This window comes from Modestobacter sp. VKM Ac-2983 (assembly GCF_026967885.1).
Taxonomy (GTDB): domain Bacteria; phylum Actinomycetota; class Actinomycetes; order Mycobacteriales; family Geodermatophilaceae; genus Modestobacter.
Genome location: NZ_JAPVBK010000001.1, coordinates 311,127 through 329,917 on the forward strand (window position 1 = coordinate 311,127; position 18,791 = coordinate 329,917).

18 protein-coding genes, 2 tRNA genes, 1 other RNA gene and 1 pseudogene are annotated in these 18,791 nt (G+C 74.6%); 9 read left to right on the forward strand and 13 right to left on the reverse strand.

Going from position 1 to position 18,791, the window contains the following annotated elements:
* Positions 1 to 104: 104 nt before the first annotated feature.
* The 6 genes from O2W18_RS01395 to O2W18_RS01420 form a co-directional block, all read right to left on the reverse strand.
* Positions 105 to 1,094, reverse strand: a complete 990-nt coding sequence (locus O2W18_RS01395) for a UDP-glucuronic acid decarboxylase family protein (protein WP_269185799.1) — start codon at positions 1,092 to 1,094, stop codon at positions 105 to 107.
* Positions 1,095 to 1,281: 187 nt separating this feature from the next.
* Entirely contained in the window at positions 1,282 to 2,622 is a 1,341-nt protein-coding gene (locus O2W18_RS01400; protein WP_269185800.1) for an ABC transporter substrate-binding protein, read from the reverse strand.
* Positions 2,623 to 2,735: 113 nt separating this feature from the next.
* Positions 2,736 to 3,911 carry a branched-chain amino acid ABC transporter permease gene (locus O2W18_RS01405; protein WP_269185801.1) on the reverse strand — a complete coding sequence of 392 codons (1,176 nt, stop codon included), beginning with the start codon at positions 3,909 to 3,911 and terminating at the stop codon, positions 2,736 to 2,738.
* 2 nt (positions 3,912 to 3,913) lie between these two features.
* Positions 3,914 to 4,798, reverse strand: coding sequence for a branched-chain amino acid ABC transporter permease (locus tag O2W18_RS01410; RefSeq protein WP_269159602.1), 885 nt, complete (start codon positions 4,796 to 4,798; stop codon positions 3,914 to 3,916).
* A gap of 48 nt (positions 4,799 to 4,846) precedes the next feature.
* Positions 4,847 to 5,617, reverse strand: a complete 771-nt coding sequence (locus O2W18_RS01415) for an ABC transporter ATP-binding protein (RefSeq protein WP_269185802.1) — start codon at positions 5,615 to 5,617, stop codon at positions 4,847 to 4,849.
* Positions 5,610 to 6,509, reverse strand: a complete 900-nt coding sequence (locus O2W18_RS01420) for an ABC transporter ATP-binding protein (protein WP_269185803.1) — start codon at positions 6,507 to 6,509, stop codon at positions 5,610 to 5,612. The genes O2W18_RS01415 and O2W18_RS01420 overlap by 8 nt, the downstream gene beginning before the upstream one ends.
* Before the next feature lie 171 nt (positions 6,510 to 6,680).
* Between O2W18_RS01420 and O2W18_RS01425 the strand changes: the two genes are divergently transcribed.
* A complete protein-coding gene (locus O2W18_RS01425) occupies positions 6,681 to 7,886 on the forward strand; it encodes a PucR family transcriptional regulator (RefSeq protein WP_269185804.1) in 1,206 nt (401 codons plus the stop codon).
* Positions 7,887 to 7,903: 17 nt separating this feature from the next.
* Here the strand turns inward: O2W18_RS01425 and O2W18_RS01430 are convergent, their stop codons facing one another.
* The 3 genes from O2W18_RS01430 to O2W18_RS01440 are packed head-to-tail and all read right to left on the reverse strand — an operon-like array spanning position 7,904 to position 9,565.
* The gene (locus O2W18_RS01430) at positions 7,904 to 8,137 is read right to left on the reverse strand and encodes a DUF2630 family protein (protein WP_269172354.1); all 234 of its coding nucleotides are present in this window, start codon (positions 8,135 to 8,137) and stop codon (positions 7,904 to 7,906) included.
* A 43-nt stretch (positions 8,138 to 8,180) separates the two neighbouring features.
* Positions 8,181 to 9,101, reverse strand: coding sequence for a prephenate dehydrogenase (locus O2W18_RS01435; protein ID WP_269185805.1), 921 nt, complete (start codon positions 9,099 to 9,101; stop codon positions 8,181 to 8,183).
* Positions 9,098 to 9,565 (reverse strand): PaaI family thioesterase, encoded by a 468-nt coding sequence (locus O2W18_RS01440; RefSeq protein ID WP_269185806.1) that lies wholly within the window; start codon positions 9,563 to 9,565, stop codon positions 9,098 to 9,100. Before O2W18_RS01440 ends, O2W18_RS01435 begins: the two co-directional genes overlap by 4 nt.
* Positions 9,566 to 9,577: 12 nt before the next feature.
* On the opposite strand from O2W18_RS01440, the gene O2W18_RS01445 reads away from it, so the two are divergent.
* The 4 genes from O2W18_RS01445 (at position 9,578) to O2W18_RS01460 (ending at position 11,406) form a co-directional block, all read left to right on the forward strand.
* Positions 9,578 to 10,102 carry a tRNA adenosine deaminase-associated protein gene (locus tag O2W18_RS01445; protein ID WP_269185807.1) on the forward strand — a complete coding sequence of 175 codons (525 nt, stop codon included), beginning with the start codon at positions 9,578 to 9,580 and terminating at the stop codon, positions 10,100 to 10,102.
* The gene (locus O2W18_RS01450) at positions 10,099 to 10,755 is read left to right on the forward strand and encodes an HAD-IA family hydrolase (protein WP_269185808.1); all 657 of its coding nucleotides are present in this window, start codon (positions 10,099 to 10,101) and stop codon (positions 10,753 to 10,755) included. The genes O2W18_RS01445 and O2W18_RS01450 overlap by 4 nt, the downstream gene beginning before the upstream one ends.
* A 94-nt stretch (positions 10,756 to 10,849) precedes the next feature.
* Positions 10,850 to 11,308, forward strand: a complete 459-nt coding sequence (locus O2W18_RS01455) for a nucleoside deaminase (protein ID WP_269185809.1) — start codon at positions 10,850 to 10,852, stop codon at positions 11,306 to 11,308.
* A 10-nt stretch (positions 11,309 to 11,318) separates the two neighbouring features.
* Positions 11,319 to 11,406, forward strand: a tRNA-Ser gene (locus tag O2W18_RS01460).
* A gap of 60 nt (positions 11,407 to 11,466) precedes the next feature.
* Here O2W18_RS01460 and O2W18_RS01465 read toward each other — a convergent pair.
* Together O2W18_RS01465 and O2W18_RS01470 are read right to left on the reverse strand one after the other, a co-directional pair.
* Positions 11,467 to 13,302: a serine/threonine-protein kinase gene (locus O2W18_RS01465; protein WP_269185810.1), complete on the reverse strand. Its 1,836-nt coding sequence runs from the start codon at positions 13,300 to 13,302 to the stop codon at positions 11,467 to 11,469.
* Between the two features lie 34 nt (positions 13,303 to 13,336).
* Positions 13,337 to 13,684, reverse strand: coding sequence for a hypothetical protein (locus tag O2W18_RS01470; protein WP_269185811.1), 348 nt, complete (start codon positions 13,682 to 13,684; stop codon positions 13,337 to 13,339).
* A 139-nt stretch (positions 13,685 to 13,823) separates the two neighbouring features.
* Between O2W18_RS01470 and O2W18_RS01475 the strand changes: the two genes are divergently transcribed.
* A tRNA-Ser gene (locus O2W18_RS01475) sits at positions 13,824 to 13,908 on the forward strand.
* A gap of 66 nt (positions 13,909 to 13,974) precedes the next feature.
* Here the strand turns inward: O2W18_RS01475 and O2W18_RS01480 are convergent.
* Positions 13,975 to 14,820 (reverse strand): annotated as a pseudogene (locus O2W18_RS01480) (DMT family transporter); the annotation flags it as partial.
* Positions 14,821 to 14,878: 58 nt separating this feature from the next.
* Between O2W18_RS01480 and ffs the strand changes: the two are divergent.
* Together ffs and O2W18_RS01490 are read left to right on the forward strand one after the other, a co-directional pair.
* Positions 14,879 to 14,974, forward strand: an RNA gene (gene ffs / locus O2W18_RS01485) — signal recognition particle sRNA small type.
* 75 nt (positions 14,975 to 15,049) lie between these two features.
* Positions 15,050 to 15,718, forward strand: coding sequence for a YceI family protein (locus O2W18_RS01490; protein ID WP_269185812.1), 669 nt, complete (start codon positions 15,050 to 15,052; stop codon positions 15,716 to 15,718).
* An 11-nt stretch (positions 15,719 to 15,729) separates the two neighbouring features.
* On the opposite strand, the gene O2W18_RS01495 is transcribed toward O2W18_RS01490, so the two are convergent.
* Positions 15,730 to 16,308: a dihydrofolate reductase family protein gene (locus O2W18_RS01495; protein WP_269185813.1), complete on the reverse strand. Its 579-nt coding sequence runs from the start codon at positions 16,306 to 16,308 to the stop codon at positions 15,730 to 15,732.
* 174 nt (positions 16,309 to 16,482) lie between these two features.
* Between O2W18_RS01495 and O2W18_RS01500 the strand changes: the two genes are divergently transcribed.
* The gene (locus O2W18_RS01500) at positions 16,483 to 18,789 is read left to right on the forward strand and encodes a DNA polymerase III subunit gamma and tau (RefSeq protein ID WP_269185814.1); all 2,307 of its coding nucleotides are present in this window, start codon (positions 16,483 to 16,485) and stop codon (positions 18,787 to 18,789) included.
* Positions 18,790 to 18,791 lie beyond the last annotated feature (2 nt).

Sequence of the window (18,791 nt, forward strand, 5' to 3'; positions counted from 1 at the left end):
TCGCGTCGTCCCGGCACTCTACCCAGTTTCGGCCGACCGACGGTCGGCGTCCGAGCCCTCAGCGTTCGGTGGATCACGCTCCGTCGCGGGCCCGACGGGGTCGCTCAGCCGGCCTGGGCCGCGGCACCGCGCTGGGCGGCGAACCACGCCACCGTGCGCCGGAGGCCCTCCTCGGAGGGCACGCTGGGGTGCCAGCCGAGCACCTCGGCGGCCAGGGCGGTGTCCGGCCGGCGCACCTTGGGGTCGTCCACGGGGAGGTCGATGAAACCGACCTCGGACTCCGACCCGGTGAGCCGGACGATCCAGCGGGCCAGCTCCAGCATCGAGAGTTCGTCGGGGTTGCCGATGTTCATCGGGCCGGTGGCGGAGCTGTGGGCCAGCGCCAGGATGCCGCGCACCGTGTCGTCCACGTAGCAGATGGACCGGGTCTGGGAGCCGTCACCGGCCACGGTCAGCGGCTGCCCGGACAGCGCCTGGCCGACGAAGGCGGGGATGGCCCGGCCGTCGTCGGCGCGCATCCGGGGACCGTAGGTGTTGAAGATCCGCACGATCGCGGTGTCGATGCCCTGGGAGGTGCGGTAGGCGGTGGTGAGCGCCTCGCTGAACCGCTTGGCCTCGTCGTAGACCCCGCGCGGGCCCACCGGGTTGACGTTGCCCCAGTAGTCCTCGCGCTGGGGGTGCTGGAGGGGGTCGCCGTAGACCTCCGACGTGGAGGCCAGCAGGTACCGGGCGCCCTTCTCCTTGGCCAGGCCCAGCGTGTGCAGCGTGCCCAGGCTGCCGACCTTGAGGGTCTCGATCGGCATCTTCAGGTAGTCCAGCGGGCTGGCCGGTGAGGCGAAGTGCAGCACCAGGTCGACCGGCCCCGGCACGTGCACGTAGTCGGTGACGTCGCAGCGGACCAGCCGGAAGCCGGGGTGCTCCATCAGGTGCAGCACGTTCTGCGGGGAGCCGGTCAGGAAGTTGTCCAGGCAGACCACCTCGACGCCTCGGTCGAGCAGCTGCTCGCACAGGTGCGAGCCCAGGAACCCGGCACCGCCGGTCACCACCGCCCGGCGGATGTCCCGCGTGCTCCGCACCGCTCCCTGCACCGCCATCTGCCGCTCCTGTTCTGCCGAGCCCACGCCGTGCCCGGCGGGTCCCCGCGCCCCTACCCGGAGATCAACTCGGCGACACTTCGCCGCCGAAGCATCCTGGTGCCGGACGGCCGACGGGCCGCCGGCCTCCCGTGGGGGAGACCGACGGCCCGTCGGTGAGGACCCGTCCGCCGGACGGGGTCCTCGATCAGTCCATCACCGACTCCTCGTTCGGGATGCCGTTCTCCGGGACCTCGGCCGGCTCACCGTCGAAGTCCTCGATCGGGGCGTCGCCGATGTCGGTCAGCTGCACCGGCTCGACCTGCTCGGTGGTGTCACCGGTGATCCGGCTGATCGACATGCCGGCGGTGCCCATGTGGCTGTCCTCGGAGTAGCGGAACGGTGCGAGCACCGGCCCCTCCCAGTCGCCGCCGGCGGTCTCGATGGCCTCGATCAGGCCGTCACGCGTCGGGTTCTGGCCGGCCGCCTGCAGGGCCTGGACCGTGGTGTAGGCCTGCGACATGCCGTAGATCCGGTAGTTGGTCAGCTCACCGTCACCGCCGCACTCGTCCCAGATCCGCTGGAACTCCTGCACCCACGGGTTGTCCGGCTCGTCGACCGTCGGCAGGTAGTCGGTGGTCAGTGCACCGTCGAGCAGGCTGGCGTCGCTCACCTGGCCCTGCGAGAAGTTGTTCAGCAGGGAGCCGACCAGCGTCGGGTCCGACCCCACGTTGGAGTAGAACCACTGCGGGTCGTAGCCCAGCTGCAGGGCGGTGAGCTGGGACAGCGCGGTGTAGCTGGGCACGTTGAAGCCGACGACGAAGTCGGCTCCGGCTGCCTGGAGGGCGGCGATCTGCGGACCGACGTTGGTGTTGCCCGGCGTGTAGCGCTCGGCGGCCACGATCTGGTCGTCGATGTACTCCCGGATGCCGGCCTCGCCGTCCTCGCCGAAGTCGTCGTCCTGGAGGAAGAGCCCGACCTTCGCGTCCGGGAAGTTCTCGGCGATGTACTCACCGATGATCTTGCCCTCGCTCATGTAGTCGGTCTGCCAGCCGAACGTGTACGGGTTGGTCTGCGGGTCCTCGCCCCACAGCAGCGAACCGGAGGAGACGAACAGGTCGGGCACGCCCTCGCTGTTCAGGAAGTCCAGGACGGCGCTGTGCGTGGGGGTGCCGAGGCCGCCGACGATGGCGAAGACCTCGTCCTCGAGGACCAGCTGGTTGACCACCTGGCTGGTGTTCGTCGGGTTGTAGGCGTCGTCCCGGTAGATGTACTCGATCGTCCGGCCGTTCACCCCGCCCTCGTTGTTGAGGCAGTCGAAGTACGCCTGCGCACCGGTCGGGATCTCGCTGTAGCCGGGCGCGGCCACCCCGGTGAGGGGGAAGTGGGCGCCGAGCTTGATCGAGTCCTCGGTGATGCCGATGTCGGAGGCCTCGTTGGCGCTGGCGTCGCCACCGCCACCGCCACCGCCGCCGTCCCCGCCGCCGTCATCGCTCCCGCCGCAGGCGGCGAGGGTGGAGGCGGCGGTGGCTGCGGCGATGACGGTCATGAGACGTCGAGAGGATCTGGACAACGGTTCTCCTCTGGTGCTGCCCGGGCTTCGTTGCCCGGGGGTGTGTGGGGGGTCGTGGGGCCGGGATCGGCGGTTCGGTCTGGTCGTCCTCACCCCCTGCTCGGCTGGGCGGCCGACCGCTTCGCCTGGCGGGTGAGCCAGCGCATGCGGAGGGTGCCGACGAAGCCGGCGGGGGCGAAGATCATCGCCACGATGAGCACCACGCCGTAGACGAACGGGGCCAGCTGGGCGGCCTCGGTGTTGTCCAGGCCCCAGCCGGCACCCAGGTCGGTGACGAAGGGGGGCAGGAAGACCAGCAGCGCCGAGCCGAGCAGCGCGCCGAGCAGGCTGCCCAGCCCGCCGATCACGATCGCCGTCAGCAGGGCCAGGGAGAGGACCAGCGTGAAGCCGCTGGGGGCGGCCAGCCGGACGACGAGGGCCAGCACGCCGCCGGCCAGCCCGGCGGCCGCTGCGCTCACCACGAAGGCGAGCACTCGCCACGCGCCGAGGTTGATCCCGGCGAGCTCGGCGGCGACCTCCTGGTCGCGCACCGCCCGCCAGGTGCGGCCGATCCGGCTGCGGATCAGGTTGGCCAGCAGGAAGTAGGTGATCAGCAGGCAGATGGCGCCGAGGTAGGCCAGCCACTTGGTGTTGGTCGCCGAGTTGCCCGAGACGGCGCTGATGAAGGACTCGAACGCCTCCGGGGCTCGGGGGGCCCGCACCCGCATGCCCTGCTCGCCGCCGAGGACGTCGTGGAAGTAGATCGCCAGGCCGGGCAGGCCGACGGCCAGGGCGAGCGTGGCGCCGGCCAGGTAGGGGCCGTGCAGCCGGGCCGCCGCCACCCCGACCAGGGCGCCGACGGCGGTGGCCGTCACGATCGCGGCCAGCAGGATCAGCGGCAGCGGCAGCGGCTCGTCGGCGGAGAGGAACAGCGCGGTGGTGTACGCGCCCACTGCCATCAGGGCGCCGTGGCCCAGCGAGATCTGGCCGTTCATCCCGGTCAGCACGGTCAGCCCGCCGGCCGCGATGGCGTAGTAGGTCAGCGTGGCCAGCTGGGAGTTGGTGAACGGGTCGGTGATCTCCAGCAGCACCACCGCGCCCACGGCCGCGAGCAGCAGCACCAGCAGGTGCCGCAGCAGCGTCGAGGAGGGGAGGAGGCTGCGCCGCCGGGTGGCGGTGGGCTGGTCGGCTCCGGCGGTCGCCTCGGTGGGGGCCTCCTCGGCGGCCTTGCCGCCGGCCCTGGTGCCCTCGGCGGTCGTGTTCGTGGGGCTCTGCAGGTCGCTCATCGTCATGCCCTCCGGGCCGTGCTGCTGGCGAAGAGGCCACCGGGCCGCACGAGCAGCACGACCATGAGGATGACCAGGGCGGCGACGTTGACCAGGGCGCTGCCCCGCTCGACGTAGCCGCTGACGTAGCTGAGGGCCAGGCCCAGGATCAGCCCGCCGACGATGGCGCCGATGGGGGAGTCCAGGCCACCGAGCACGGCGGCGACGAAGCCGAAGACGATCAAGCTGTCCATGTAGGCGGGGTAGACGAACTCCCCGCCGGCGATGAGCAGCCCGGCCAGCGACCCGACGACGGCGGCCAGCGCCCAGCCGAGGGTGAGCATCCGGCCGACCCGCACGCCGAGCAGTCGGGCGACCTCCTGACCGAACGCCGAGGCGCGCATGGCCAGGCCGATCCGGGTGAACCGGAAGAGCACCACCAGCAGCGCCATGGTGACCAGCACCGCCGCGATCACCCAGACGCTGTTCGGGGTGAGGGCGATCCGGTTGTCGCCGACCTGGAAGCCCTCCAGGCCGAACGGGGTCGGGAAGGACTGGAACGCCGAGCCGAAGACGATCGCGATCGCGGCCTGGATGGCCACGAAGAGGCCCAGGGTCACGATGACCGCGTTGAGCTCCGGCCCGCCTTCGACGGGCCGGATGACGACCCGCTCGATGATGGCCCCCAGCAGCAGCCCGGAGAGCAGGGCGACGATCAGCGCCACCCAGTAGGACTGCCCGGCCTGGATCAGCGCGAGGGCGATGAACGTCGTCGCCGCCGCCATCGAGCCCTGCGCGAAGTTCACGATCCGGGTGGACCGCCAGATCAGCACCAGGGCGAGGGCGAAGGCCGAGTAGACCATTCCCTCGGTCAGCCCGGTGAGGGTGACGTTCACGAAGTACTGCACGGAGGAGGTGCCTTCCTGGCGGTGCGGAGAGGACTCGGGGAGGGTGGGTCAGAAGCCCAGGTAGGCGTGCCGGAGGTCCTCGTCGGCCATCAGGGTGCGGGCGGAGTCGGTGACGACCACCCGGCCGAGGTTGAGGACGACGCCGACGTCGGCCACCGACAGCGCGCTCCGGGCGTTCTGCTCGACCAGCAGGACCGACAGCCCCTCGCTGTCGACCAGCCGGCGGAGCAGGCCGAAGATCTGCGCCACGATCCGGGGGGCCAGGCCCAGCGACGGCTCGTCGAGCAGCAGGATCCGCGGTTGGGCCAGCAGCGCCCGCCCGATCACGAGCATCTGGCGCTCACCACCGGAGAGGACGTGCGCCGGCTGGTCGCGGCGCTCGGCGATCCGGGGGAACAGGTCGTAGATGCGGTCGTACTCGCTCTTCTCGACCTTGCCGCGGAACAGCGCCCCGACCCGCAGGTTCTCGTGCACGGTGAGCTCGGCGATCACGCCGCGCCCCTCCGGCACGTGGGCCATGCCCCGGCCGACCATCGACTCGACGGAGGCGGTGGTGATGTCCTCCCCGGCGAGGGTGACCCGCCCCGAGGTGGCCCGGACCAGCCCGCTGACGGTGCGCAGCAGGGTGGTCTTGCCGGCGCCGTTGGCACCGAGGACGGCGGTGATCCGGCCGGCGTCGGCGGTCAGCGAGACCCCGTCCAGTGCCCGGACCGCCCCGTAGGAGGAGCTGAGGTCCTCGATCTGCAGCAGGGCGGGGGCGGTGGCGGTGTCCCCGCCGGTCGCGACCGCGGTGCTGCCGTGCGCGCGGGTGTCAGGCATGGTGCCGCCCTCCGTCGGTGGGGGTCGTGCCGGCCGCGTCCTCCTCGGCGGTCACCTCGTCGCCGAGGTAGGCCTCGGTGACGGCGGGGTCGGCCTGCACCTCGGCCGGGGTGCCGGCAGCGATCTGCCGCCCGGAGTCCAGGACGGTGATCCGGTCGCAGACCCGCATGACCAGGTCCATGTGGTGCTCCACCAGGAGCACGCTCATCCGGCCGGAGAGCGTGCGGATGAGCTCGCCGAGCTCGTGCATCTCGTCCTCGGCGAGACCGCTGGCGGGCTCGTCGAGCAGCAGCAGGTCCGGTGCGGAGACCAGGGCGCGGGCCAGTGCGACCCGCTTCTGCACCGGGTAGGGCAGCCCGCCGGGGTAGCGGCCGGCGTGCTGCTGGGCACCCAGGTCGCTCAGTGCGGTCATGGCGCGGGCGCGCAGCTCCCGCTCGTCACGGTCCGAGCGCGGCAGGGCGAGCAGGGCGGAGCCGAAGCCGGCGCGGGCGTGCCGGTGGGCGCCGATCATGACGTTCTCCAGCACGGTCATGCCGGGGAAGAGGCCCACGCCCTGCAGGGTTCGGGCGATGCCCAGGCCGGCCAGCTGGTGCGGCTTCAGCCGGCGGAGTGGCGCTCCACGCCAGGTCATCTCACCGGCCGTGGGGCGCACGATCCCGCAGGCGACGTTGAACAGCGTCGTCTTGCCCGCGCCGTTCGGGCCGATGAGCCCGTGCACCTGGCCGGGCTCGACCACCAGCGAGACCTCGGAGAGCGCGACCACGCCGCCGAAGGCGACGGTGATGCCGGTCATCTCCAGGCTGGCGGAAGGGGCGCGGTCGGTGTCCGGGGCAGCCGTGCGGTCGATCGCAGTGCTGCCTGCAGTCGGGGTCGGCTGCGCCAACGGGCCCACGGCTCCTTTGCCTCGGGTGCCCCGTCCGCCGGGCATGGCGCGGCGAACGAGTGCCGGATGATCCGACCACCCGAGGGTGCGGTGCGGTGAGTGCCGTCACAATGGGCGCGGAGCACAGCGATCACTCCGGTTGCTTGTGCAGTGTGCCGTGTGTCACAGAAGGGGGGCGGGGTGCAACCGTTCCGACCCGAGGTCTCCGCGCGGCTGGCCCAGCTCGCCCCGCCGTTGCTCGGTCAGCTCGACGAGATGACCTCCCGGATGATCAGCATCCTGGAGCGCACCGAGGGTGCGTACACCGAGCAGGGGCCCGTCGTCCGGGCCGAGCTGTTCGAGTCCGGCCGGACGAACCTGGAGCGCGCGGTGCGCACCCTGATGGGCGACGCCGACGACGGCGGGCGCGCAGCGCTGGCCGCGGCCCGCGAGGTCGGCCGCCGCCGGGCGATCCAGGGCGTGCCGCTGGAGACGGTGCTGCGCGCCTACCGGCTGGGCGGGCAGGTCACCTGGGAGGCGTTGCGGGCCACGGCCCGGGCCGCCGAGGCCCCCGGCGACAGCGACGTCCTGCTCGAGGTGGCGGGGTCGGTCTGGCACGTCAACGACGTGCAGTGCGCAGCGCTGGCCGAGGCGTACCGGACCGAGGAGCGCCGCCTGGCCGGCATCGACGACCAGGCCCGGCAGCAGGTGCTGGACGGGCTGCTGGGTGGCCGCGGGGGAGACCCGGTGTTCGTCCGGACGGCCTCGGAGCTGCTGGCCCTGCCGCTGGACGGCCGGCTGGTGTGTGCCGTCGCGCCCCCGGACGAGTCGGGGGGGCCGAACCTCGCGGACCCCGGCGCCCGGCTGCTGAAGCGGGGTGTCCGGTCGGTGTGGGGCTGGCGCTCCGGTGCCCAGGTCGGGGTCGTGGCCCTGGGCACCCGCCAGGTCGGCGACGTGGTGACCTGGCTGGCGGAGCTGGCCGCCGGCCCGGTGGGCGTCTCGGCCGTGGTGGACGGTGCCTCGGCGGTCGCCTCCGCCTGGCGGCTCGCCGACACCGCGGCACGCACGCTGCCCGCGGGCCAGCCGCGGGTGGTCACGATCGACGACCGGTTGCCCGAGGCGCTGCTCAGCAGCTCACCGGAGATCACCCGCCGGCTCGTGGAGCAGTCGCTGGGCCGGCTGCTCGACCTGCCCCCCGACGAACGCGACGTGCTGCTGGACACGCTGACCGCGGTGCTGGCCTCCGACGGGTCACCGACCCGGGCCGCCGACCAGCTGTACTGCCACCGCAACACGGTCATGCACCGGCTGCGCCGGATCGAGCAGGTCACCGGCCGCTCGGTGGCCGACCCCCGGTCCCGGCTGCTCTGGCAGCTGGCCCTGCTGGGGGCCGACCACCACCGCTGACGGGCCGGGGGCCACCGCTATTGGAGGTAGTTCTCGACCTGCGGTTCCGGGCGTGGCTGGGCCTCGTCGGGGTCCTCGCCGTACTGCCGCTTGGCGTCCCGCTGGCGCAGGAGGTCCCACAGCTGGTCGCGGTCCTCCTCGATCTGCCGCAGGCGGGCGCGCTGCTCGTCGGTATGCTCGCTGGCATTGCGGAGCGTGTGCTCCTCCTCGACCAGCGCCTCGATCCGGCTGCGGATGTCCTTGTCGTCCATGGCGGTCACCTTGCCCGGTCCGGGCGTCTCCCACGCGTGCGGATCACGGCCGATCCGGCACCCAGCCCTCGACGAACGCCGCCAGCCGCCGGGTGACCGCCCCTCCGGCCCGGCCCAGCGCGAGCAGCGCGGCCCGGTCCAGCGGGACCCGGACCGTCCGGCGCCCGGCGTCGGCGACCCGCACCGAGTGCCCGTCGGCGACCAGCTCCGGCCAGGGGCGGCCCAGCTGGGCCCGGATCCGGTCCAGCGCCGCAGCCGTCGGCCCGGCGTTGCCGGTCACCAGTGCGGTCACGAACGCCGGGTCGCTGGCGATCACCCGGGTGGCGTCCCGGAAGCTGCCGGCCGCCAGGGAGAGGGCGAGCGGGCCGGCCTGCCCGGCGGCGGCGGCCACCGCCGCGGCCAGCAGGTGCGGGACAGCGCTGATGGCCGCGACCGCGTCGTCGTGCTCCGCGGCGGTCACCGGGACCACCTCGGCGCCGACGGCCAGCGCGATCTCGGCGACCCGCAGCCAGCGCCGCAGGTCGGTGTCCGCCTCCAGGCACAGCGCCCACCGGGCGCCGGTGAACAGCGTGGGGTCGACGGCGGCGGGCCCGGAGCGTTCCGTGCCGCACATCGGGTGCCCGCCGACGTACCGGTCCCCGTGGGCGGCACCCAGCTCGGCCAGCACCGGCGCCTTCACCGAGCCGAGGTCGGTGACCGTCGCCCCGGGGTCGATCCGCAGCCCGGTGAGCGCCGTGCCCATCGCCGGGAGCGGGACGGCGAGCACGACCACACCGGTCAGCTCCTGGCGGATCGTCACGCCGGTGTCCTCCGCCGCCTGCCGGGCGGCCGGGTCGACGTCCCAGCCGGAGACCGGCCGGCCGGCCGCGACGAGCGCCGCGGCCAGGGAGCCGCCCAGCTGCCCGAGGCCGACCACGGACACCGGCGGTGCCGGCATCGTCGGGACGGGGAAGGAGCCGGTCACGGCGCCGCCTCGCCGGTCTCCCACGGCGTGCCCAGCCGGAAGACCCGGGCCAGGGCGGTGGCGACCGGCCGGCCGTCCACGGTGGCCGCGTCGATCCGGTAGACGGCGGTGCGGCCGGTCCGGTGCAGCTCGACCCCCTCGGCGACCAGGTGGTCGCCGGACCGGCCGGCGGAGAGGAACTCGGTGTGCACGTCCTGGGCGACGGCGATCGTGCCGTGGCTGTTGCTCACCGCGGCGTGCACCACGTCCAGCAGCGCCATCGTGGCACCGCCGTGGGCGGTGCCGACCGCGTTGAGCAGGCTCGGGCCCACGGTCATCGATGCGCGGGCGTAGCCGGGCCGGACCTCCTCCAGCTCGATGCCCAGGTGGGCGGCGAGCGGATCGGCGGCGAGGGCGGCGAACAGCGCGGGGGCGACGGCGGTGACCTCGACCGGCGCGCTGTCGTCGGGGAGGGCGTCGGCCATGATCTACAGGCTATGGCCCTCCCATCCGACTCCGGCACCTCGCTGCAGGAGAGCTTCGCCGTCCGGGTCAGCTCGGCCGCCGGCCGCTGGCAGTGCGAGCTCCTCGCCGCTGATGCCGACGACGAGCTGCCGGCCCTGGAACGGGCCCTCGGCGAACCGGGCACCGCCGGCTGGCCGGGCCCGCTCGTCCTCGTCGTCGACAGCCGTCTCTACTTCGTCGTGCTGCGGCACGGACCGGGCGGCATGGTCCGGGCGCTGATCTCCGACGCGACCTTCCAGGAGCACCTGCTCGCGGCCGAGGTGGTGGAGCGCTACGGCATACCGGTCGAGACCGGCACCACGATCGACGACGCCTTCGATGCCGACGAGCAGGGCCGGCCCGGCGGTGACCTCGACGTCCTGGCCGACGCCGGCCTCCCGGCCGAGGAGCTGAGCCGGCTGCTGGACTCCGACGAGCTGTGGGCCGACGAGGTGGTGTTGGTGATCGCCGAACGGCTGGGCTTCGCCGACGAGCTCCGTGCGGTCGCGGCGTCGTGACCGCACGGGACCTCGGCCACGTCCGTGCCGTCGTCTTCGACCTGGGCGGCGTGCTCACCGAGAGCCCGCTGACCGCCTTCGCTGCCTACGAACAGGAGGCGGAGCTGCCCGCCGGGTTCATCGTCGGCCTGAACAGCACCGACCCGGACACCAACGCCTGGGCCCGCTACGAGCGCCGGGAGCTCGACGAGCAGGGGTTCCGGCGGGCCTTCGAGGCCGAGGCCGCCGCCGCGGGGCACCAGCTGGACGCCGGCCGGGTGCTCGCCGCGCTGGCGGGGGAGCTGCGCCCGGCGATGGTCACGGCGGTGCGGCGGCTGCGGGCGGCGGGGCTGCCGCTGGCGCTGCTGTCGAACAACGTCGCCCCGATGCAGCGCACCGGCCGGCTGGGCGAGCTGCTGGGGCTGTTCGACGCCGTCGTCGAGTCGTCGGTCGAGGGGGTGCGCAAGCCCGAGCCGGCGATCTACCCCCTCGCGGTGCAGCGCCTGTCGAAGGCGGTCGGCCGGGAGCTCGCGCCGTCCGACTGCGCCTACCTGGACGACCTCGGCATCAACCTGAAGCCGGCCCGCGCGCTGGGCATGCACACGATCAAGGTCGTCGACCCCGCCGCCGCGCTCGCCGAGCTGTCGGCGCTCACCGGCCTGGACCTGGCATGACCTCGCCGCACAGTTGTGCTCTGGCTGTACTGGTGCGCCAGAGCACTACTCGCGGCGAGGCACACCTGTCCGCCCGTCCGTGGTTGGGCCGGCGGTGACCGACGACGAGGCGATGCTCCGGGCGCTGGAGCTCGCGGCCGCCGCACAGGAGTGGGGTGACACGCCGATCGGCGCCGTCGTCCTCGGTCCCGACGGGACGGTGCTGGCCGAGGCGGCCAACGAGCGGGAGAAGCGGGGCGACCCGACCGCGCACGCCGAGGTGCTGGCCCTGCGCGCCGCGGCGGCGGTGCACGGTGACGGCTGGCGGCTGACCGGGGCGAGCCTGGTGGTCACGCTGGAGCCCTGCACGATGTGCGCCGGGGCGAGCGTGCTGGCCCGGGTGGCGCGGGTGGTCTACGGCGCCGACGACCCGAAGGCGGGGGCGGCCGGTTCGTTGTGGGACGTCGTCCGTGACCGGCGGCTCAACCACCGCCCCGAGGTCACCGGCGGTGTCCGCGCCGAGGAGTCCGGCGCGTTGCTACGTGCGTTCTTCCGCTCGAAGCGGGGCCTGTAGTCTGTCCGACGGTGGCGTGTCCGAGCGGCCGAAGGAGCACGCCTCGAAAGCGTGTGAGGTGCAAGCCTCCGTGGGTTCAAATCCCACCGCCACCGCCATGTCAGTCGAGAACGGCGGCGCCCCGCACGGGGCGCCGCCGTTCTGGCGTCCGGGGTCCGTCAGACCGGGACGTCGTAGTCGATGAGCAGCCGGCCGTCGTCCCCGCGGACCAGGGTGATCTCGTGCTGCTCGGCGCTGACGCTGCCGTCGCGCTCGGTGAAGGTGACCGGCATGGACGCGAGGAGCGACCCGTCCTGCGCCGACACCGGCCCCCGGCTGACGCTCCGGAAGCGGTCCCAGAAGGCCAGGTAGGCCGACCTGCTGCCGATCTCCGCGCGCAGCCGGGGGCCGGTGCGCTCCCAGGCAGCCCCCGGGTCACCGGGCAGGAGTGCGTAGTAGCTGGTGACCGCCTGCACGACCTCGGCCGCGGAGCCCGGTGCCGGGCCTGCGGGCGTCGGCGTCGGGGTGGGGGCCTGGGTGGGCGTGGAGGTCGGGGTGGGGGTCGGGGTGGGCGCTGCTGGCGGCGGGGTCACCGACGGGGTCGGGGCGGCGGAGGTCGGCGACGGGGTCTCCGACGTGACCACCGGCTCGTCCTCGGTGGGCGGCGCCGGGTCGCTGGACGACGGTGCCGACGGCGAGCTGTCGGCCTCGGCCGCCGGGGCCCGGTCGTCGTCCCGGGCCCCGAACCAGACCGCGCCCAGCGTGCCGGACAGGGCGAGGAGCACGATCGCGACGGCGGCGACCAGCCGGGACCGGCGCCGGCGCCCCGGTGCGGGTGCGCCCGAGGGTGACTGGTCGGCCGCAGACGGCGCGCCGGCCGCCGCGGCACCCGGGGGTGTGGCACCGGCGACCGGTGGCCGGTCGGTGCTCTCCGGCTGGTCGCCCGTGCCCGGTCGGTCGCCCGTCTCCGGGGACGGCGGGTCGTCGACCGGGGGCGCCGGCCGGGCGGCGGCCACCCCGGCGGCGGCCGGCCCAGCGGCAGTCCCGGTCGTGGCGGGGGAGTCGGTGCCGGCGGGTGTGCCTGGCGCGCCGGCGGGCTCCGCACCGGGCACCGCGCGCAGGTCGGCCAGCGTGGGCAGCAGCGGCGTGCGCGCGGCGAGCACCTCGGTGACGTCGCCGTCCCGGCCGGCAGCCAGCTTCGCCAGCTGGTCGCGCGCCTGGGACATCGTCGGCCGCTTCGCCGGGTCGTTGGCCAGCATCCGCATCAGCGGCCGGGTGAGCGGCCCGGCGTTCCGCGGCCGGGCCACGTTGCCCCCGGCGACCCGGTGGAGCATCTCCAGCGGGTTCTCCGTCATCCCGAACGGCGGCGTCCCCTCCAGGCAGGCGTGCAGCGTGGCGCCGAGGGAGAAGACGTCGCTGGCCTCCCGCGGTTCCTGCCCGCGGGCGACCTCGGGGGCCAGGTAGGCCGGCGTCCCCTTCACCACGCCGGTCTGGGTGAGCGAGACGTCGCCGCGAGCACGGGAGATGCCGAAGTCGGTGATCTTCACGAGGCCGGCGCTGCGCTGTCCCTCGCCGATCAGGATGTTCCCCGGCTTCACGTCCCGGTGGACGACCCCGGCGGCGTGCGTGGCCACCAGCGCATCGGCGACCTGCGCGCCGATCAGGGCCACCTGCTGGACGGGCAGCGTGCCCCGTTCGGCGAGCACGCTCGCCAGGCTCCGGGAGGGCAGGTGCTCCATCACCAGCCACGGCGTCCCGCCGTCGTCGACCATGTCGTAGACCGCGATGGCGTGCGGATGGGTCAGCCGGGCGGCGATCCGACCCTCGCGCATGGCCGCCTCGCGGTGCCCGGCGGTCGCCTCCGGGTCGCTGCCGACCGGGATGAGCACCTGCTTCACCGCGACGTCGCGGCCCAGCAGCTCGTCGCGGGCCAGCCAGACCGCGCCCATGGCCCCGCCGCCGAGTCGGGACCGCAGCAGGTAGCGCCCGGCCACCCGGACGCCCGGCGCCGTCACCCCAGCCCTGCCCGCACGTCGGCCGCGCCGCGGGTCAGGCGGAGACGGGGGCCCCGTACCGGCGCGCGTACTCCGTCTGGGCCCCCTCGGGCAGCGCGTCGTAGAGGTCGCCCAGTTGGTCGACCGAGCTCTGCGGGAGCTCGTCGAACAGCTGCCGCCAGCTCGGCGGCTCGTCGTGGCTGCGGGTCAGCAGCAGCTCCCACGCCCGGGTCTGCCGCTCACGCTGCGCCCGCCCGGCGACCAGGCCGGAGAGGTACTGGTCCTTGGCGGCGTCCTTCTCGGCGCGGGTGGCGTCGGGAGGGAGGTTGCTGGGGTCGGTCTCCTCCAGCGCGGTGACGATCGCCGCGACCACGTCGGGGCGCACCTGCTCGGCGCTGCTCATGTCGGTCCTCCCGGTGTCCGGTTCCGTGCGGCGGTCGCCGTCCCGTAGATCACTCAACCACTTTCCGGCCCCGCAGGCTGCTCGGGTGGAGGGGAGCGGCTGACTGCCGCGGACCCGCCCGGTACAGTGGCCCCGCACTGGAGGATTCGCCTAGTGGCCTATGGCGCTCGCTTGGAAAGCGGGTTGGGTGCAAGCCCTCGGGAGTTCGAATCTCCCATCCTCCGCAGGTAGAGCGCCGTCACGGCGCCGAGCATCAGCGCTCCCCCGGCCAGCGCGGTCGGGGTGAGCCGCTCCCCGAGCACCACGGCCGCCAGCGCGGTCGCGGTCAGCGGCTCCAGCAGGGTCACGATCGAGGCGACCGCGGCCGGCACGGCCCGGACCCCGGTGAAGAACAGCCCGTAGGCGAGCGCGGTCGGCACCAGCCCCAGGTAGACCAGCAGCGCCAGCCCCAGCGGGTCGGCGGTGAGGTCGAGCCCGGCGGCCAGCGCCACCGGGGTGAGCGCCACGGCCCCCACGGCGAAGCCGACCGTCGTCGTCGGCACGCCCGCCGGTGCGCCGGCCGACAGCAGCACGACCGCGGCGTAGGCGACCGCGCAGCCGATCGCGGCCAGTGCGCCCAGCAGGACGGCGTCCCCGCCGTCGCCGCCCGCCGAGACGCCCACGAGGAGCACCAGCCCGGCCAGGGCCACGACGAGGGCGACGCCGGTCGCCCGGTCCGGGCGGCCGTGCCCGAGTGCGGCGGCACCGACGGCCACCAGCAGCGGGGCCAGGCCGAGTGCGACCAGCGTCGCGATGCTCACCCCGGCCGTGGCCACGGCGGCGAAGTAGGCGCTCTGGTAGACCGCCAGCCCGGCGCCGACGCCGGCCAGCCGCCAGCGCAGCGAGCGCGACCAGGGGACCGGTGGGGCGGCGGGCCTGGCGGAGGTCCGCCGCGCGAGCAGGTGCACGGCGAGCAGGGCGAGCGCGCCGACGGCCATCCGGTGCCAGGCGACGTCGAGCGGGTCCAGGTCGGTGCGGTCGGCGACCAGGTCGCCGGTGATGCCCGAGGTCCCCCAGCACAGCGCGGCCAGGACGACGAGCACGAAGCCGCGGGTGGACGGCGCAGGCGGGACGGGCTGAGGGGTGCGCCCGGTCATGCGGCGGGAGCGTACGGGGAGGGCGGCTCCGGCATCGGCGGCGTCCTCTACAGTGGACGGCGACCCCTCGTGCGGCGTCACCCTGTGAACCTCCCCAGGGCCGGAAGGCAGCAAGGATAAGCGGGCTCTGACGGGTGTGCGGGGGGTCCTTTCTCTCTCCCGGGCGATTCTCAGGCTGCTCCCAGGTTCGTGCGCTCTGATGCACCCACCTTCGAGCGGAGGAGTGGCCGTGCCCAGTCGTCGTACCTGGTGGATCACCGGCGGGGCCGTGGCGGTGGTCGCCGCAGGGGCTCTCGGCGGGCCGTTGATCTACGCCGCTCTCGCGGAGGACGCGCCCCCGGCCGAGACGGTGCAGGCTCAGCCGCAGGAGGTCGAGCTCGCCGCGGACACCGACGGCACCTGGACCATCGCCCCCGACTCCACCGCGGGCTACCGCGTCGACGAGGTGCTCAACGGCGCCGACGTCACCGTGGCCGGCACGACCGACCAGGTCACCGGCACCGTCGTCGTCTCCGGTGGGGACCTCGCCGACGCCGACGTGGCCGTCGACGTCGCCTCGATCAGCACCGACAGCGGCCGCCGCGACTCGTACTTCCGGGACAACGTGATGGACGTCGCCGGGAACCCCACCGCGGTCTTCTCCGTCACCGAGGTGGCCGACCTCCCCGAGCTCAGCGGCACGCCGGTCACCGTGCCGGTGACCGGCGAGCTGACCCTGGCCGGCACGACGCAGCCGGTGACCACCGAGCTCTCCGTCGTCCGCACCGCCGACGGCGTGGACGTCTCGGGTGCGGTGCCGGTGAGCTTCGCCGACTACGGCATCGAGCCGCCGGACCTGGGCTTCGTCAGCGTCGAGGACTCCGGTTCCGTCGAGTTCTTCCTGCGCCTGACCATGTAGGTCAGCGGCCGTCACCGGGGGGTGGGGCGGTAGACCAGTTCCTGGGTGCGGCCGTCGAGGGTCCGGCTCTCGAGCAGTTCGAGGTCGACGTCACCCGCGCCCGCGAGGACCGGGCTGGTCCCGGTCCGTCCGGAGATGACCGGGAAGACGGTCACCTGCAGACGGTCGACCAGGCCGGCGGCCAGCAGCGCCCAGTTCAGCGACAGGCTGGCCTGCGAGCGCAGCGGCACGTCCGACGCCTCCTTGAGCCGGATGACGGTGTCCACGGCGTCCCCCCGCACGATGGTCGCGTCCGGCCAGCCCAGGGTGTCCTGCAACGTGGCGGAGACCACCGTCGCGGGCATCCGCAGCATTCGGACGTTCCACTCGTCGAGCGTGAGGGGATCGTCACCCGTGATCATGACCTGGGCGTTCTCCCGGAACGTGGTGGCTCCGAAGACCATGCGCTGGTCGGTGTCGAACAGGCCGGCGCGGTGCGCGAGCAGCTCGGGGCCCTGCTTGCCCCAGTAGCCGCCCCAGTCGGCACCCTCGGCGTAGGAGCCGTAGCCGTCGAGGGTGGAGAAGACGTCCCAGGTGTAGAGCGCGGTCATGTCGGTTCCTCGGGTGGGAGTGATCGTGGCGTGTTCGGCTGGGGGACCGGACGGGCGCACCGGACTCATCGGTCGGGGGACCGCCGGGTCTCGATCGACGACCGAGAGCTGACCTGACGGCGCGCTGCGTCGACAGCACGGCGGAGCGTCGGTGCGGCCACGTAACCTCGCGGCGTGGCTCTGGCGCTCTACCGCAAGTACCGTCCGGCGACCTTCGCCGAGGTGGTCGGGCAGGAGCACGTCACCGCACCGCTGGTGAACGCCGTGGACGGCGGGCGGATCAACCACGCCTACCTGTTCAGCGGGCCGCGGGGCTGCGGGAAGACGTCGTCGGCGCGGATCCTGGCCCGCTCGCTGAACTGCGAGCAGGGGCCGACCTCCACCCCCTGCGGCGTCTGCGGCTCGTGCGTCGCGCTGGCCCCCGACGGCCCCGGCTCGATCGACGTCATGGAGATCGACGCGGCCAGCCACGGTGGTGTCGACGACGCCCGCGACCTGCGCGAGAAGGCGTTCTTCGCCCCGGTGCACAGCCGCTACAAGGTCTACATCGTCGACGAGGCGCACATGGTCAGCTCGCAGGGCTTCAACGCCCTGCTCAAGGTGGTCGAGGAGCCGCCGGAGTTCCTGGTCTTCGTCTTCGCCACCACCGAGCCGGAGAAGGTCCTCCCGACGATCCGCTCGCGCACCCACCACTACCCGTTCCGGCTGGTGCCGCCCAGCACGCTGCGCGCCCTGCTGGAGAAGACGTGCGCGGCCGAGGGCGTCACCGTGGAGCCGACGGTGTTCCCGCTGGTGGTCCGGGCCGGCGGCGGTTCGGTGCGCGACTCGCTGTCGATCCTCGACCAGCTGCTGGCCGGCGCCGGCCCCGAGGGGGTCACCTACCGGTCGGCCGTTGGCCTGCTCGGCGTCACCGACGAGGCGCTGCTCGACGAGGCCGTCGATGCGCTGGCCGCCTCCGACGCGCCGGGCGTCTTCCAGGCCGTCGACCGCGTGGTCGAGGCCGGCCACGACCCCCGCCGGTTCGCCACCGACCTGCTGGACCGGCTGCGCGACCTGATCGTGCTGGACGCCGTGCCCGAGGCCGGCGGCAACGGCCTGCTCGACAGCCCGCCCGACCGGATCGACGTGATGAGCCGGCAGGCCCAGGCGCTGGGCTCGGCCACGCTCTCCCGGCTGGCGGACACCGTGCACGAGGGCCTCACCGAGATGCGCGGGACGACGGCCCCCCGGCTGCTCCTGGAGCTCGTCTGCGCCCGGATGCTGCTGCCCGGGGTCGACGGCTCGGCCGCCGCCACCCTGCAGCGGCTGGAGCGGCTGGAGCGCCGGATGTCGATCGCCGGCGAGCACGCCGGCCGCCCGGAGGCCGCCGCCCCGGCGCCGGTGCGCGAGGCCGCCCGCCCGGCCCCGGTCCAGGCACCGCCGCCCGCGGTCCGCACCCCGGCGGCCCCGCAGGCTCCGGCCCCGCAGGCGCCGGCCCCGCAGGCGCCGGCCCCGCAGGCTCCGGCCCCGCAGGCTCCGGCCCCGCAGGCTCAGGCCCCGGTGGCGGAGCCGGTGGCGCCGCCCGCCGCTGCGCCGACGAGCCGGCCGGCCTACGTCCGTCCCTCGCAGGCCCGTTCCGCGCCGGCCGCCCCCACCCCGGCCCCGGCCTCCCCGCCGGCCCCGGAGGGCGACGACGGCTGGCCGGTGACCGCCCGTCCGGGCGGACCCGCCCCGGCGCCTGCGGCTGCCCAGCCGCCCGCCGCCGACCCCCCGCGGCCCCGGTCGGAGAGCGCGCCGGCGTCCGAGGTGCCGCTGCCGCCCGAGCCCACCGACGACGAGGACTGGCCGCAGCCGGCCCGCCCGGCGGCGGAACCGCACCGCGCCGCCGCGCCGGCCACGGAGGCCGCTCCGGCACCCCGGGCCGCAGCGGAGTCCGCGCCGGCGCCACGCGGCGGCGAGCCCACGCCGCTGGTGTCGGCCACGCCGGCCGAACCCGCCGGCGACGACGCTGCGCTGACCACCGCCGACGTCCGGCGCATCTGGCCGGAGCTGCTCAAGGTGGTGCGCGGGCACAAGCGCACCACCGAGGCGCTGCTCAAGAGCGCCCAGGTCCACGACCTGACCAACGGGGTGCTCACCCTGGCGGCCACCTCGCCGGCGCTGGCCAAGATGCTGGGCGACGACCTGAACAAGGACGTCATCCGGCAGTCGCTGCAGGAGCTGCTCGGCGTCCGCTGGAAGGTGCAGGCCGTCGTCGACGGGGGGCCGGGTCAGCCCGGGGCCGCCGGCGGTGGCTCGGGGGGCGGGGCGCCGGTGTCACCGGAGGCGGCGCGGGCCGCCGTGCAGGCCGCGGAGTCCGCCGAGGCCGACGAGCTGATGGCCGAGCGGGCCGCCGACGCGGCCTCCGGCGACACCGCGGACTCCGCACCGGCGCTGGACCCCGAGGCCGCCGCGCTCCAGCTGCTGCGCACCCAGCTCGGCGCACGACCGATCGACAGCTGACC